Source organism: Candidatus Pelagibacter sp. PS_02, from assembly GCF_059418065.1.
Genome location: NZ_CM182079.1, coordinates 82,638 through 96,342, shown reverse-complemented (window position 1 = coordinate 96,342; position 13,705 = coordinate 82,638). Strand labels below are relative to the sequence as shown.

Below are 13,705 nucleotides of genomic sequence, written 5' to 3'. Positions count from 1 at the left end.
TATATAAAGGAGACTAGAACCTGAATAACTGTCTCTACGACTGCTTCCGTTAAGATCTGGTCGGGTTCAAGCAGTATTCACCTCTAGCCTCCAAAACTATTATAACAGTAATGTTTTCTATTCTACAAGAAAAGTTTCTAAGTTATTTTTCTCTAAACTTATCAGCCTCAAAAACACCTAGTACGTGAAAATCTTGGCAATGAAGTCCTAATTCTTCTAAAGACTTTTGTATTTTTGGATTGTCGATGTGTCCCTCTAAATCACATAAGAAAAAATATGACTCAAAGGAATTTTGCTCTGGATAGCTTTGAAGTTTTGTAAGGTTAACTCCATTTATCGCAAAGCCACCTAATGATTGATAGAGAGCTGCAGGCTTGCTTTTTAGCTTAAATAGAAAAGAAGTTATGTATTTCTTATCACCAAAATCAGGCTGTAAAACTTCATTACCCATTACCAAAAACCTCGTAGCATTGCCTTTTTCATTCTCAATATTTTTTGAAAGTATTTTTAGATCATAAATTTCAGCACTTAAAGTAGAAGCAATTGCTGCTTCAGTTTTAATTTTAGTCTTTGAAATTGTCTCAGCCGAACCAGCAGTGTCAGCACGAATATGTTCAACTAAATTATTTTTTTTAATAAATTTAGAGCACTGTGATAAAGCTTGAGCGTGAGAATAAACATCTTTGATATCACTTAAATTGCTATCTGGCTGTCCTAATAAATTATGTTCAATTTTCTGAAAATGTTCCGCATAAATATTAAGTCTATACTTAAAAATAAGATATTCGATTCCAATATTTCCTGTAATTCGATTTGACTCTGGAATTACCATTCTCGAATTTTTATCTTGTGATGTTTTTAAAAAACATTCATCAAATGTCTTACATGGAATTATTTCTGCTTTAGGATCTATTTCTAGTGCTGCTAAATGTGAATAAGCACCGAATGTTCCTTGAAAATAAATTTTGGTCATTTTAGGATTTATATTCCATAATTTTTTTTATAGCTAGATAATCTTCTTTTGTATCTACACCAATGGGAGAAAAGTTTGCCAAAGCAACATTGATTTTCAGATTATTATCCAATGCTCTTAACTGTTCTAATCTATTTTTTTTTTCTTTTAATGTTTGGTCCAGACTAACAAATTTTTTTAATGTACTTGTTTTATAAGAATAGATTCCAATATGATGATAAGTATTTTGATCATTTCTTGAAAAACCATCTCTAGTAAAATTTAATGCTATTGGAAAATTATTCTTTTCTAATTTTTTTTCTGTAATAACCTTAACTATATTTTGATCAATTAACATTTTATCATTTTTAATTTCTGCTGCTAGCGTTCCAATTCCAGAATTACTATTAATCATAAAGTTATTTAAATTTATAATATCATTTTTATCGATATTTGGTTCATCCCCTTGCAGGTTTAATATAAAATCAATGTCTTTAATATTAAGCTTTTCGTAAGCCTCAAAAATTCTATCTGTGCCAGTTTTATGAGTGTTACTCGTCAAAACAGCTCTACCACCATTTTTTTCAACATCATCGAGTATTTCTTGATCTTCGGTTGCTACTACTACCTCGCCAATATTTGTTTCTTCTGCCTTTTTAAAAACATGAGAAATTATTGATAAATTATTAATTGTTAAAAGTGGTTTACCTGGCAATCTACTTGCTGACATTCTTGATGGAATTAATATTAATGTTTTAGCCATTATAAATTTACCAATTTGTGCGTCTAACAGACGCAAAATTAAAAAATTAAAAATTAAGTATTTTTTAATTATCATGTTATATCTGCAAAATAATAAAATTTATATGGATTCGTTCGAGCTTAATAAAATTATTGCTGCTATTTTAATGGTTGCGCTTCTTGTAATTGGTTTAGGAAAAGTTGCTGATGGTGTCTTTCATGTAAATAAACCAGAAAATCCAGGGTATCAAGTTGAAGTTGAAGGACAACCAGCTTCCACAATATCCCAAGTTGCTGAAGTTGAGCAAAAAGTAGACATTGCCGCTATAATGGCTCTAGGCGATGTAACTTCAGGTGAGAAAATTTTTAAAAAATGTGCAGCATGTCACTCTATTGAAAAAGGTGGTCCAAATAAAATTGGTCCTGCTCTTTATAACGTAGTAGGCAGTAAAGTAGGTGCTGTAGAAGACTACAAATATTCTAAAACTTTAGCCTCATATGGTAAAGACTGGACTTTTGAAGAACTTAATGGTTTTTTAACTAAACCTAGCTCATATTTGAAAGGAACAAAAATGTCTTACGCTGGCTTGAGAAAAGAAGAAGATAGAGCCTCGATTATTAAGTACCTAAATCAAAATAGTGATAGCCCTAAACAGCTACCTTAATTTACCAAAACAATATAATAAAATACTTTTTTGAACGTGCACTCTATTTAGAGCCTGCAGCCATACTTCAGAGTTTTTTCCCAAAAAAACATCTGTCGTAACTTCTTCTCCCCTTGGAAGACAGTGTAAAAAAGTTGTATCTTTTTTAGCAAAACTCATCAATTTTGAATTAATTTGAAAGTTTCTAAAATCTTTAATTTTTTTATTTTTATTAACTTTATCGTTCAATGAAATTACTTTATCTGAAAAAATTACATCAGCATTTTTAACTGCTTTTTTAGCATCATTAAAGATATGAATTTTTCTTTTATTTTTTTTTACCCAATCTAATACAAATTTTTTAGGCCCATAATTCTTGGGACAGCCAATATTTAAGTTAAATGAAAATTTAACTGAAGCCGCAATCAAACTATTTAGAACATTATTAGAATCTCCAATCCAGCAAATATTTAATTTGGAAATAGATTTTTTTTTAATCTCTTCAACTGTGAAAATATCTGATAGCACTTGTGTTGGATGAGACGATGGACTTAAACCATTTATTACTGGTATCTTTAAGTATCTGCTAAATTCTTCTATTTTTTTATCACTATCAGTTCTCAGCATAAAACCATCCCCATAAGTTGATAAGATTTTAGCAGTATCTGCTAGACTTTCGCCACCTTTTCCTAGGTGTAATTCATTAGCTCTAAGTGTTATAGTTCCTCCACCTAGTTGTTTTATTGCAAGGTAAAAACTTAATCGCGTTCTCAAACTTGCCTTTTCAAACATTTGAATGAGTAACTTGCCTTTTAAAGGTTTATCTTTATCAACTTCTAGGGTGTTATAATTTTTTCTTTTTTGTTTTCTATTCTTTGCATCAATGATGATTTTTTTAAGGTCTGCTGAAGGTATATCTTTAAGGTTGATGAAATGTTTCATGTTTATTTATAAGTAGAACACACTTTTTTAATAATATTTATTGCTATATCTATCTCTTCTTTTTTAACATTAAGAGGAGGTAATATTCTAATAACATTTTCAGCCGCTCTAATTGTTAATAATTTATTATCCATTAGTTTCTGTATAAATTTTGTTTGATCATCATGAAGTTGTAATCCGATTAATAAACCAACGCCTCTTACTTCTTTAATTATTTTAGGAAACTTTTTTCTTAATTTATTTAATTCTGAATAAAAGTATTTTGATAATTTTTTAACATTTGAAAGAAATCCTTTTTTTAATATTTGATCTAAAACAGCATTTCCAACAGACATAGCTAGTGGGTTGCCACCAAATGTTGACCCATGAGTTCCAGCTGTCATTCCTGATGCTACCTTTTTATTCATTAAAACTGCACCTAACGGAAATCCACCTCCAATACCTTTTGCTATTGGGACAATATCAGGCTTAATTTTAGAATTTTCAAATGCAAAAAAATTTCCACTCCTTCCAATTCCACACTGAACTTCATCTAAAATTAATAAAATTTTTCTCTTATCACAAATCTTTCTTAATTCTTTTAAACACCAATTGGGTATAACTTTAATTCCTCCTTCCCCCATCACAGTTTCAACCATAATAGCAGCCGTTTTTTTTGTTATTTTTTTTTTAAAATCTTTATGATTTCCAAATTCAAAATGGTCAAATCCATCAACTTTTGGTCCAAAGCCCTCAGTCATCTTCTTTGATCCACTAGCATAAATTGTAGCTAATGTTCTTCCATGAAATGAATTTTTAACACAAAGAATTCTATTTTTTGAAGGTTGTCCTATCGAATAAAAATATCTTCTAGCAACTTTAATTGCAGCCTCTGTGGCTTCTGCTCCACTATTTTGGAAAATAATAAAGTCTGCAAAAGTTTTTTTTGCCAATCTTTTAGCTAATTTTTCACCCTCTGGAATTATAAATGCATTAGAAACATGCCAAAGTTTTTTAGATTGTTTGTTAACTGCTTTTATTAAATATGGGTTTGCATGTCCTAAGGAATTTACTGCTATTCCCTGAACAAAGTCTAAATATTTTTTTCCATTAGTAGAATATAAAAAACTTCCTTTGCCATATTTAAAGGAAATTTTTCTTCTATTATAATTTTTTGCTAAAGCGCTCATTAACTAAGATTTAATTTTATAACCTTTTTTGTAAAGAAGAAAAGCAACATACCACATAACAATACTTAATATGGTTAGATAGATTAGGCCTATTGTTATTGGTCCATCTGATTTTCCTAAGAAGCCATATCTAAACCCATCGATCATATAAAAGAATGGATTTATGTGACTAATATTTTGAAATAATTCTGGCAGTTTATCTATAGAATAAAATACACCTGATAAAAAACTTAATGGAGTTATTATAAAATTTGTTACAGTTGCTGTATGATCAAATTTTTCAGCCCAAAGGCCAGTTATAAAACCAAGACTTCCAAGAATAAATGCACTTAAAAAACCAAATACAAAAATATAAAAAATATTATAAATTGTGATATCAACTATTAATGAAAAGACAGCTATTGAAATTATAGCTATTAAAAAACTTCTTGTTAAGGCAGCTAGTATTATTGCCATCGACACTTCAAGGGCTGAAAGTGGTGCATAGAGCATATCAACAATGTTTCCTTGAATTTTTCCTATCATTAGTGAAGAAACAGAATGACTAAATGATTGTGTTAAAATGCTCATTGCAATTAAACCAGGCGCTAAAAAATTTATAAAAGAATAGCCAAGCACATCTCCTCTATTATTGCCTAAAGCTAGGGACAAAACTGATAAAAATAATAAACTTGAAACAAGTGGAGATAACAAAGTTTGCTGCCAAACTGCCATGAACCTGTTACACTCTTTAAACCATAGGCTTTTAAAGCCAATCCAATTTACAAAGCCAAACTTTTTAACTCCGATATGATATTTTTTATCCAATTCAACCATAAGTAATCATATATAAATTTTAAAAAAAGATGTGTATAAAACAGAAAAATCCATTGTCTTTTTTTTATTCTTGTGTGATCTGTATATAGTTATAAAATTTAATTAACATACTAAATATAGAATATGAGCTGGAACGAAGAAAAAGTAGAAAAGTTAAAAGAACTTTGGGGCAAAGGAAGCACTGCAAGCCAAATAGCTGAAATAATCGGTGGTATTAGTAGAAATGCAGTAATTGGTAAAGCTCATAGATTAAATTTATCATCAAAAATTAAAACTAGAAATGCATCTTCAAGCCAAAATTTTGATAATAGTTCAGAAGAAAATTCTTCTAAGCAAAAAAGAGGACGAAAAAGTAAGTTTCAATCCTTAATTATTGAAAAAGACTTTGAACCAGAAAATCCTAAGAAATTAGAGGAACTAGACGAGAGCTCTTGTAAATGGCCTATAGGTCACCCTGAAGAACAATCATTTTATTTTTGTGGGCGATCGTCTTTAAAAGATTTTTCATATTGCAAACTTCATTTGCTATATGCCTATCAGCCAAAAGGAAGAAAAGAAGAGCCTGTAGCTGATAAAGATGAAGAGACACCTCAGTATATTGATAAAAAAATTAATACTGCTTAATAATTATTAATTTAATTAATCTTAATTTTTTATTTCTTATTCTTCCCATTAAACCCTCTAATCAGAGATTTTATGATTAGATAAATTAGATAAGAGAAAATTGAGAATATTAAAAAATAAATAATATTAATTATCATAAATAATCATACAATTTTAGTATAGGAAATTCTATTAAGAATTAGCAGGGTTATATTTTTTTGTAGAAAATTGCCCACCTTCTCTCCACATATAGCTATATTTTTCTACTTCATTATCAAATACTCTTGTGCTTGGAACCCCAATATCAGCATTAGTTTGATATTTACCTGAAGGAACATTATCATATTTTAAAAGCGTAAGCTGATCTATTGTTAGGAGTGGTTTTGGAAATAATTGAAAAACTTTAGCAGACATAGTTGCTACAAAAAGAGGTAATGGTACTAATAATCTTTTTTTATCTATTAAATGTAATAATTTTTTTAAAATTTCTTTTAAGGATAAGATGTCAGGCCCAACACACTCTATAATTTTCGAGTAAATACTTTTAGAGACAACATGATAAATGGTATCAGTTAAATCCGAACAATGTATTGGAGCAAATTTAGTTGATCCATTATAATAAAGAGGGAAAAATGGAAGTCTACTGAGTAAAGTCATAAAAGACGTAGTAAAATTATCATCAACTGAATAAACTACAGAAGGCCTTAATATTGTTGCTAAAGGAAAATTTTTTTGAATATTAAGTTCGCCATCTAATTTACTTTTTGCATACTCTGAGTCTGGTGCATCATTTATCCCTAATGCTGACAAATGAATAAATTGCTGAACTTTATATTCCTTACAAAGTTTAGATAAAATAGATGGAAAAATAGAGTGAATATTTTTGAAAGTATTGCCCTTGCCACTTTCATATAAAATACCAATTAAATTTATACAAATATCAGTTTGAGAGAAAAGCTTTCTAATTTTTTTTTCATCAAAGATATTAGCTTCAACAATGTCTATGTAACCTGCATTAGCTTGAGTTTTTATTGCATATCCTTTTTGATGAAGGTTTCTAGTAACCACAGTTACTTTATAATTATTTTTAGTAAGCTTTCTTATTAAATGACGACCTATTTGACCACTACCGCCAAAAATTAGACAATTTTTTGCTTTCATATATATATAATTAAAAATGAATATTGATATTAAACTTCACAAGAATGATCTACCAGAAGATTTAGATTTAGGCAATATTATAGCGGTTGATGGAGAGTTTATGGGTCTCAATGTTAAGCGTGATCCTTTGTGCCTTATTCAAATATCAACTGGTAATTCTGATGCTCATATTATCCAGCTTGATAGGGAAAAATATGATGCTCCAAACTTAAATAAAGTTCTTTCTGACGCATCAATCATAAAAATATTTCATTATGGTAGGGCGGACATGGCTCACATTAAGCATTACCTGAAAACAGAAACTAATAATATTCTTGATACAAAAATAGCTTCAAAATTAGCTAGATCCTATTCTGATAGTCACTCCCTAAAAACATTAATTAAAGAATTTATGAACGTAGATGTAAGTAAACAATTTCAAAGTTCAGACTTTGGAGGAGAGCTATCTCCAGCACAATTAAAATATTGTGCTAATGATGTTATTTATTTGCATAAAATTCATGAAGAATTAAATAAAATTCTAGTAAGAGAAAAGCGAATTGATTTATATAAGAGCTGTTTAGCATTTTTAAAAACTAGAGTTGATCTTGATTTGGCTTTATTTAAAGACGATATATGGTCTCATTAAATGAAAAAAAGAAATTATAAAAAAATTGCAAAGAGTGTAATTGATCTTGAAATCAAAGCTTTAAAAAAATTAAAAGATTCAATTAATAATTCTTTTAATGAAGCGGTAGAATCGTTGGCAAACTGTCAATCAAAAGTGATATTATGTGGGGTAGGCAAAAGTGGATTAATAGCAGCAAAAATTTCAGCAACACTTTCCTCTGTTGGCACACCTTCATTTTCACTATCTGCAAATGACTGTTCTCATGGTGATCTTGGTAGTATTTCAAAAAAAGATATTTTAATTTTGATAAGTTATTCTGGTTCCACAGAAGAGTTAAAAAATATTATTAAATATGCAAATCGAAATAAAATCACTCTAATAGGAATAATGTCTAAAAAAAATTCGATATTATACAAAGCGTCTGATATCAAACTCCTTATTCCAGAAGTAACTGAAGCAGGTCTTGGTATCGTTCCAACTTCAAGCACAATTAATCAATTGAGCATAGGTGATGCGTTGGCAGTAGCAGTTTTAAATAAAAAAAATATTAATAAAAAAGATTTTAAAAAATTTCATCCCTCTGGAAATCTTGGTGCACAACTTAGAACTGTTGAAGAATTAATGATCACAGGAAAAAAAATTCCATTTGTAAATGAAAGCTTAAATATGAAAAAAGCTTTACAAATTATTTCAAATAAAAAACTTGGTACTTTAATTGTTCAAAATAATAAGAAAATCACTACAGGAATAATTACTGATGGCCAAATTAGAAGAGTTAATGCAATGAGCAATAATCTCCAAGATCTATCTGTCAAAAAGGTTATGACCAAAAACCCTATAAGCATCAATCTAGACACTCTTGCTGAAAAAGCTTTATCTATAATGAATGCAAAGAAAATCACTTCATTATGTGTTCACAAAGATAAAAACAAAAAAAAGACAATTGGAATTTTACATATTCACAACATACTTCATTCAAATATTCGTTAAATGAATAAAAAAACAGGCCTACAAGTTGTAATGGTTCTTATTATTATCCTTATTTCATTATGGTTTTATTTAAAGTACTTCACTGAGAATTTTGAAGATGTAAAGGAAACTCAAGTTAAAGAAAAAATTGATGAAAATCAAAATAGCAACTCAACCTATATTGATGATATTAATTATGTTTCTACCGATGTTAAAGGTAATAAATATCAGATCACTGCAAAACAAGCTGAAATTAAAGTTGAAAATTCTGACGTGATGTTTTTAAGAGACGTTGTAGCTTTTATTTTTATAAAAGATTCAGACACAGTTAAAATTACTTCTAATTTTGGCAAATATAATTCAAAAAATTATGATACTATTTTTTCTGAAAATGTAATAGTTATTTACCCAAGACATAAGATATCAGGAGAATACTTGGATTTTTCCTTTTTAAGTAATCTTGGGACATTTACTGAAAATGTCGTTTATGCTGGAGAAAAAACAAATTTATATGCTGATAAAATTGAAATGAATCTTACTACCAAAGACACTAAAATTTTTATGAATGATACTGGAAAAAAAGTATTAATCGAAGGAACTAAGTAATATGGGTGTAATAAAAAAATTTAGGATTAAATCTTTTAAAAACCCTCAGCCCTTTATCTCTCTAGAAAATATATCATTATCATTTGGTAAGAGAAAAATTTTAGACAACGTAAGCTTTAAGATTAATCATGGACAAATTTTAGGAATGTTAGGACCAAATGGAGTTGGAAAATCAACAATTTTTAATTTAATCACAGGTTTAATTAAACCTGACTTTGGTAAAATTAAATTTGAGGGGATTGATGTTGTTGATTACCCAATATATTTGAGAACAACAAAATTTAGAATTGGGTATGTTCCTCAATACGGTGGTTATTTTAGTGATCTTACTTTATTAGAAAATTTAAAAGCAATAGCAGAAATCGTAATCGACGATAAAAATTTAATTCATCATAAGATTGATATGCTTATAGCTAAATTTGAATTAGACGCTATCAGAGATATAAAAGCAAAGTTTCTATCTGGTGGACAAAAAAAGAAGCTAGTAATTGCTCTTGCCTTATTAAGTGACCCAAAGGTGCTTTTACTTGATGAGTGTTTCGCAGCACTAGATGTTCTGACTATTAAGATGCTACAGGAAATCATTGTTAATTTACAAACAGAAAGCAACATAACTATTTGTATTTGTGATCACCAAGCGCGAGATCTTCTTTCTTGTGTGGATGTAGCAGTCATTTTATCAAACTGTAAGATTGTAGCGCAAGGATCTCCTAATGAATTGATTAATAACACTGAGGCCAAAAATGCTTATTTCGGTGACTCTTTTAAATTTAATTAAAGCATGTCAAAAACACTCATAATTAAAGATAAAATAAAAAAATTTAATAAACAGATAAGAGTTAGTGGAGATAAGAGTTTAAGTATAAGATGGGTTCTTTTAGCTTCTCAAGCAATTGGAAAATCAAAAGGTTACAACCTTTTAATGTCAGAAGATGTATTAGCTGCAATTGATAGCATCAAAAAACTTGGCATAAAAGTGCGGATACAAAAAAATTACTGTGAAATAGTAGGCAATGGAATTAATGGCTTTAAATACATTAAAAACTTAACAATAGATGCTAAAAATTCCGGAACACTTGGTAGATTAATTTTAGGTCTTTTAATTAAATCTCCTAAAAAGATAAAGATAATTGGTGACAAAAGTTTATCTAAAAGAGATTTTTCAAGAGTAACCACACCTCTAAGAAAATTCGGAGTTAAATTTTTTTATAAAATAAAGAATAAACTGCCTTTAACAATTCTTGGCACACAATCAGCAAAAGGTATTAAATATTTTGAGAACAAAGGTTCAGCTCAATGCAAAAGTAGCGTAATGCTTGCAGCATTGAATGCATCAGGAACAACCTCTATTAAAGCAAAGAAATCAAGAAATCACACAGAATTACTTTTTAAATATTTAAAAATTCCAATCAAGGTAAGAAAGACTAAAAAATTTGATTTTATAGATATTAAAAAACCAAAAAAAATTATTGCCTTCAATTATCAAATTCCAGGAGATATAAGCTCAAGTGCTTTTTTTATGGTACTAACAACGCTTGCTGATAATTCAAAACTTTTAATTAAGAATGTAAATATCAATCCTTCTAGAGTAGGAGTTATTACAATCTTAAAAAAAATGGGAGCCAAAATAACACTTGAAAACCAAAAAAATTATAGAGGAGAAAAAATTTCTGATATTTTAATAAAAAGTTCAAAAAAACTTAAAGCTATTAATTGTCCAGTTGAATTAAATAGTAGTGCCATTGATGAATTTTTGGTTATTTTTTTAATTGCAGCAAAAGCAAAAGGTATTTCTTATTTTAAAGACCTTTCAGAACTAAACCAAAAAGAAAGTCCAAGATTAATTTGGGGTTCTAAAATTTTAAATATGATGGGTATAAAAACAGATTTAACAAGCGATTCTATTAAGATTTATGGACAACCTGATTTAGAAATAAAAAAACCAATAACTGTTAAAAACTATCTAAAGGATCATAGAGTTTTTATGATGAGCACAATTGCTGCTTTAACCTTTGGTGGAAAATGGAAAATTTATGATAAAGACTCTATAAACACTTCCTTTCCATCTTTTTTGAAGATAATTAAAAATATAAACCATTCATCACTATGAAGCTTAAAAAAAAAATTAAAATCGCTATAGACTCACCTGCTGCTGCTGGTGCCGGCACTCAAGCAAAATTAATTTCTAAATATTTTAACTTATTTTATTTAGATACAGGAAAAATTTATAGATTAATTGCAAATATTAAACTTACTCAACCAAATAAGTATAGTCATAGTTTAATAAAAAAAAAGATGCTCAAATTAACTATGAAAGATTTGCAAAATAAAAAATTGTTATCAGATGAAGTTGGAACAATGGCATCAATTATATCAAAAGATAAAAAAATAAGAAAACTTGTTCATGCATTTCAAATTAAAAGCGCTTATCATCCTCCCAAAAAGTATAATGGATCTTGTTTAGATGGAAGAGACATAACTTATAAGATAATTCCTGATGCTGATTTTAAATTTTTTATAACAGCAAATACTAAGACTAGAGCTTTAAGAAGGTATAAAGAGTTAAAAGGACTAAATAAGAAAATATCTTTTAATGAAGTCCTAAAAAGTATCAAAAACCGTGACAAAAGTGACTATAATAGAAAAGTTTCACCTCTTATGAGAACTCGAGATTCGGTCTTGATTAATACCACGAATTTAACTAAAAGATCATGCTTTTTAAAAATTAAACAAATTATGGATAGGAAACTAAAAGCTTAATGGAAATTTATAAAGACCTTTCAAACCCCGCCTCTAAAGAATTCGAACAATTACTAAATTCACAGTTTACTAAAACAGCAAATCTTGAAGAAGGAAAAATTATTACAGGTGTAGTAAACAAAGTTACTGATAACTTTGTATTTCTTGAAGTACCTGGTTTAAAATCAGAGCCTATCTTAGATATTAATGAATTAAAAAGCATGGGTATGCTTGATAAAGCAAAAGTGGGTGAAAAAATTTCTGTTCTTCTTGAAAGGTTAGAAGATAAAAAAGGTGAAGTACTAGTATCAGCTTCAAAAGCTCAAAAAATTCAAGGTTGGGACAAACTTGTTGAAGCGTATGAAAAAAATGAACCTATCATGGGTAAAATTACTGGACGTGTTAAAGGTGGATGCATAGTTGAACACATCGATACTGGTTCTTTAATGTTTTTACCTGGATCTCAAATTTCAGATAAACCATTAAAAGACATTAGTCATTTAATGAATGAGCCTCAAAAATTTGCTCTAATAAAATTAGATAAAGTTAGAGGAAACGCATGTGTTTCTAGAAGAGAAATAATCTCTTCATTTAAAAAAGAAGATAAAATTAAAATTGTCGAAAAATTCAAAGTTGGGGATATAATTAAAGGTGCTGAAGTAAAAGGCTACAGTTCATTTGGTTGTTTTTTTAGTGTTAATGGTGAGCTTGATGTTTTAGTTCACTTACAAGAAATTTCTTATTCAAGAGTTAATCACCCTGATGAAGTTTTTACAATTGGTGAGAAACATGACCTTAAAGTAATCAGTGTTGATCTTGAAAAGCTTCAGGTTGGTTGTTCAGTAAAACAACTTACACCAGACCCTTTTGAAAACATTTCAAATTATGAACTAAACAAAATCTATAAAGTAAAAGTCGTTAAGCTTATGGACTTTGGAGCTTTTTGTGAGCTTGAAAAAGGATTATCAACTTTATTGCACTCAAGTGAATTAAGTTGGACTAAAAAAAATATTTCTGCAAAAAAAATGTTTAAAGTTGGAGATGAAATTGATTGTGTAATCACTGAAATTGATAAAGAAAAAAGAAGAGTGGCAATATCTCACCGTTTAACAACTGATAACCCTTTTGAAACATTTGAAAAAACTTACCCAATTGGATCTGAGGTTGAGGGTGAAGTTGCAAGTAAAAATGAATATTCTATTTTCTTAAAAGTTGATGGCTTAGATATTGATGCTTTCTTGCATTGTAATGATTTAACTTACCTAAATAATGGTGAAGAAGAATTAGCTAAATATAAAATTGGCGATAAATTAAAAGTTAAAGTATTAGAAGTAAAAGCAGCAGAACAAAAAGTTAGAGTTGGCTTACGTCAAACTCAACCAGACCCTTTTGATTGGTTTAATGATAAAAAGGTTAAACAAACTATCACTGTTAAGATTATTTCAACTGACAACAAAGGTCTTGTTGTAAGACCTGAAGGCTGTGAAATGGACTTCATTATTAAAAAATCTGCAATAGCTATTAATGCTGCTGATGCAAGACCTGCTAGATTTACAGGTGGAGAAAGAATTGACTGTGCTATTCAAGAGTTAGATATAGATAAAAGAAAAGCAACATTAAGTATTAAACTTTTAGAAGAAATTGAGCGTAAAGTTGCACTAGATACTTATGGTTCTGAAGCAAGTGGTAAAAACTTACCTTTCTCATCATTATCTGATGATTTAGAGAAAAAGAAAAAAGAAGACGAATAAAA

Annotated in this window: 15 protein-coding genes; 9 read left to right on the top strand and 6 right to left on the bottom strand. The window is 28.8% G+C overall.

The genetic code is table 11. From position 1 onward, the window contains the following. Positions 1 to 142: 142 nt before the first annotated feature. Complete coding sequence (locus tag AC5SL4_RS00520) at positions 143 to 973, bottom strand: prephenate dehydratase domain-containing protein (protein WP_006997397.1); 831 nt, start codon at positions 971 to 973, stop codon at positions 143 to 145. Position 974: 1 nt separating this feature from the next. Beyond that, on the bottom strand, positions 975 to 1,715 hold the full coding sequence (gene kdsB, locus AC5SL4_RS00515; protein WP_494574093.1) for a 3-deoxy-manno-octulosonate cytidylyltransferase: 741 nt from the start codon (positions 1,713 to 1,715) through the stop codon (positions 975 to 977). Between the two features lie 103 nt (positions 1,716 to 1,818). On the opposite strand from kdsB, the gene AC5SL4_RS00510 reads away from it, so the two are divergent. Next, entirely contained in the window at positions 1,819 to 2,358 is a 540-nt protein-coding gene (locus AC5SL4_RS00510) for a c-type cytochrome (protein WP_026225046.1), read from the top strand. On the opposite strand, the gene argF is transcribed toward AC5SL4_RS00510, so the two are convergent. The 3 genes from argF to AC5SL4_RS00495 are packed head-to-tail and all read right to left on the bottom strand — an operon-like array spanning position 2,350 to position 5,264. Then, positions 2,350 to 3,279, bottom strand: a complete 930-nt coding sequence (gene argF, locus AC5SL4_RS00505; RefSeq protein ID WP_271616505.1) for an ornithine carbamoyltransferase — start codon at positions 3,277 to 3,279, stop codon at positions 2,350 to 2,352. The two genes, AC5SL4_RS00510 and argF, sit on opposite strands and share 9 nt — an antisense overlap. Before the next feature lie 2 nt (positions 3,280 to 3,281). Beyond that, positions 3,282 to 4,448, bottom strand: a complete 1,167-nt coding sequence (locus AC5SL4_RS00500; RefSeq protein WP_018413799.1) for an aspartate aminotransferase family protein — start codon at positions 4,446 to 4,448, stop codon at positions 3,282 to 3,284. A gap of 3 nt (positions 4,449 to 4,451) precedes the next feature. Next, positions 4,452 to 5,264, bottom strand: a complete 813-nt coding sequence (locus tag AC5SL4_RS00495; protein ID WP_494587355.1) for an ABC transporter permease — start codon at positions 5,262 to 5,264, stop codon at positions 4,452 to 4,454. Between the two features lie 123 nt (positions 5,265 to 5,387). On the opposite strand from AC5SL4_RS00495, the gene AC5SL4_RS00490 reads away from it, so the two are divergent. After that, positions 5,388 to 5,888 (top strand): GcrA family cell cycle regulator, encoded by a 501-nt coding sequence (locus tag AC5SL4_RS00490; RefSeq protein ID WP_006997403.1) that lies wholly within the window; start codon positions 5,388 to 5,390, stop codon positions 5,886 to 5,888. 171 nt (positions 5,889 to 6,059) lie between these two features. Here AC5SL4_RS00490 and AC5SL4_RS00485 read toward each other — a convergent pair whose 3' ends face one another. Further along, positions 6,060 to 7,028: a complex I NDUFA9 subunit family protein gene (locus AC5SL4_RS00485; protein ID WP_011281754.1), complete on the bottom strand. Its 969-nt coding sequence runs from the start codon at positions 7,026 to 7,028 to the stop codon at positions 6,060 to 6,062. A 16-nt stretch (positions 7,029 to 7,044) separates the two neighbouring features. Between AC5SL4_RS00485 and AC5SL4_RS00480 the strand changes: the two genes are divergently transcribed. Genes AC5SL4_RS00480 through AC5SL4_RS00450 form a run of 7 tightly spaced genes read left to right on the top strand, consistent with a single transcriptional unit; the run spans position 7,045 to position 13,703 of the window. Next, positions 7,045 to 7,656, top strand: a complete 612-nt coding sequence (locus AC5SL4_RS00480) for a ribonuclease D (RefSeq protein ID WP_011281753.1) — start codon at positions 7,045 to 7,047, stop codon at positions 7,654 to 7,656. Beyond that, positions 7,657 to 8,628, top strand: coding sequence for a KpsF/GutQ family sugar-phosphate isomerase (locus AC5SL4_RS00475; protein ID WP_011281752.1), 972 nt, complete (start codon positions 7,657 to 7,659; stop codon positions 8,626 to 8,628). Further along, positions 8,629 to 9,213 carry an LPS export ABC transporter periplasmic protein LptC gene (gene lptC / locus AC5SL4_RS00470; RefSeq protein ID WP_011281751.1) on the top strand — a complete coding sequence of 195 codons (585 nt, stop codon included), beginning with the start codon at positions 8,629 to 8,631 and terminating at the stop codon, positions 9,211 to 9,213. It abuts the gene before it with no gap. A 1-nt stretch (position 9,214) separates the two neighbouring features. Then, complete coding sequence (locus AC5SL4_RS00465; protein ID WP_011281750.1) at positions 9,215 to 9,991, top strand: ATP-binding cassette domain-containing protein; 777 nt, start codon at positions 9,215 to 9,217, stop codon at positions 9,989 to 9,991. A gap of 3 nt (positions 9,992 to 9,994) precedes the next feature. Then, the gene (gene aroA, locus AC5SL4_RS00460) at positions 9,995 to 11,323 is read left to right on the top strand and encodes a 3-phosphoshikimate 1-carboxyvinyltransferase (protein ID WP_494587354.1); all 1,329 of its coding nucleotides are present in this window, start codon (positions 9,995 to 9,997) and stop codon (positions 11,321 to 11,323) included. Further along, a complete protein-coding gene (locus AC5SL4_RS00455) occupies positions 11,320 to 11,973 on the top strand; it encodes a (d)CMP kinase (protein ID WP_006997410.1) in 654 nt (217 codons plus the stop codon). The genes aroA and AC5SL4_RS00455 overlap by 4 nt, the downstream gene beginning before the upstream one ends. Then, positions 11,973 to 13,703: a S1 RNA-binding domain-containing protein gene (locus AC5SL4_RS00450; RefSeq protein WP_006997411.1), complete on the top strand. Its 1,731-nt coding sequence runs from the start codon at positions 11,973 to 11,975 to the stop codon at positions 13,701 to 13,703. The genes AC5SL4_RS00455 and AC5SL4_RS00450 overlap by 1 nt, the downstream gene beginning before the upstream one ends. Positions 13,704 to 13,705 lie beyond the last annotated feature (2 nt).

Coding starts and splice junctions, on each gene's coding strand:
- AC5SL4_RS00485 (WP_011281754.1), bottom strand. CDS start 7,028: ATGAAAGCAAAAAATTGTCTAATTTTTGGCGGTAGTGGTCAAATAGGT.
- AC5SL4_RS00455 (WP_006997410.1), top strand. CDS start 11,320: ATGAAGCTTAAAAAAAAAATTAAAATCGCTATAGACTCACCTGCTGCT.
- AC5SL4_RS00500 (WP_018413799.1), bottom strand. CDS start 4,448: ATGAGCGCTTTAGCAAAAAATTATAATAGAAGAAAAATTTCCTTTAAA.
- aroA (WP_494587354.1), top strand. CDS start 9,995: ATGTCAAAAACACTCATAATTAAAGATAAAATAAAAAAATTTAATAAA.
- AC5SL4_RS00520 (WP_006997397.1), bottom strand. CDS start 973: ATGACCAAAATTTATTTTCAAGGAACATTCGGTGCTTATTCACATTTA.
- kdsB (WP_494574093.1), bottom strand. CDS start 1,715: ATGGCTAAAACATTAATATTAATTCCATCAAGAATGTCAGCAAGTAGA.
- AC5SL4_RS00490 (WP_006997403.1), top strand. CDS start 5,388: ATGAGCTGGAACGAAGAAAAAGTAGAAAAGTTAAAAGAACTTTGGGGC.
- AC5SL4_RS00465 (WP_011281750.1), top strand. CDS start 9,215: ATGGGTGTAATAAAAAAATTTAGGATTAAATCTTTTAAAAACCCTCAG.
- AC5SL4_RS00495 (WP_494587355.1), bottom strand. CDS start 5,264: ATGGTTGAATTGGATAAAAAATATCATATCGGAGTTAAAAAGTTTGGC.
- lptC (WP_011281751.1), top strand. CDS start 8,629: ATGAATAAAAAAACAGGCCTACAAGTTGTAATGGTTCTTATTATTATC.
- AC5SL4_RS00510 (WP_026225046.1), top strand. CDS start 1,819: ATGGATTCGTTCGAGCTTAATAAAATTATTGCTGCTATTTTAATGGTT.
- argF (WP_271616505.1), bottom strand. CDS start 3,279: ATGAAACATTTCATCAACCTTAAAGATATACCTTCAGCAGACCTTAAA.
- AC5SL4_RS00480 (WP_011281753.1), top strand. CDS start 7,045: ATGAATATTGATATTAAACTTCACAAGAATGATCTACCAGAAGATTTA.
- AC5SL4_RS00475 (WP_011281752.1), top strand. CDS start 7,657: ATGAAAAAAAGAAATTATAAAAAAATTGCAAAGAGTGTAATTGATCTT.
- AC5SL4_RS00450 (WP_006997411.1), top strand. CDS start 11,973: ATGGAAATTTATAAAGACCTTTCAAACCCCGCCTCTAAAGAATTCGAA.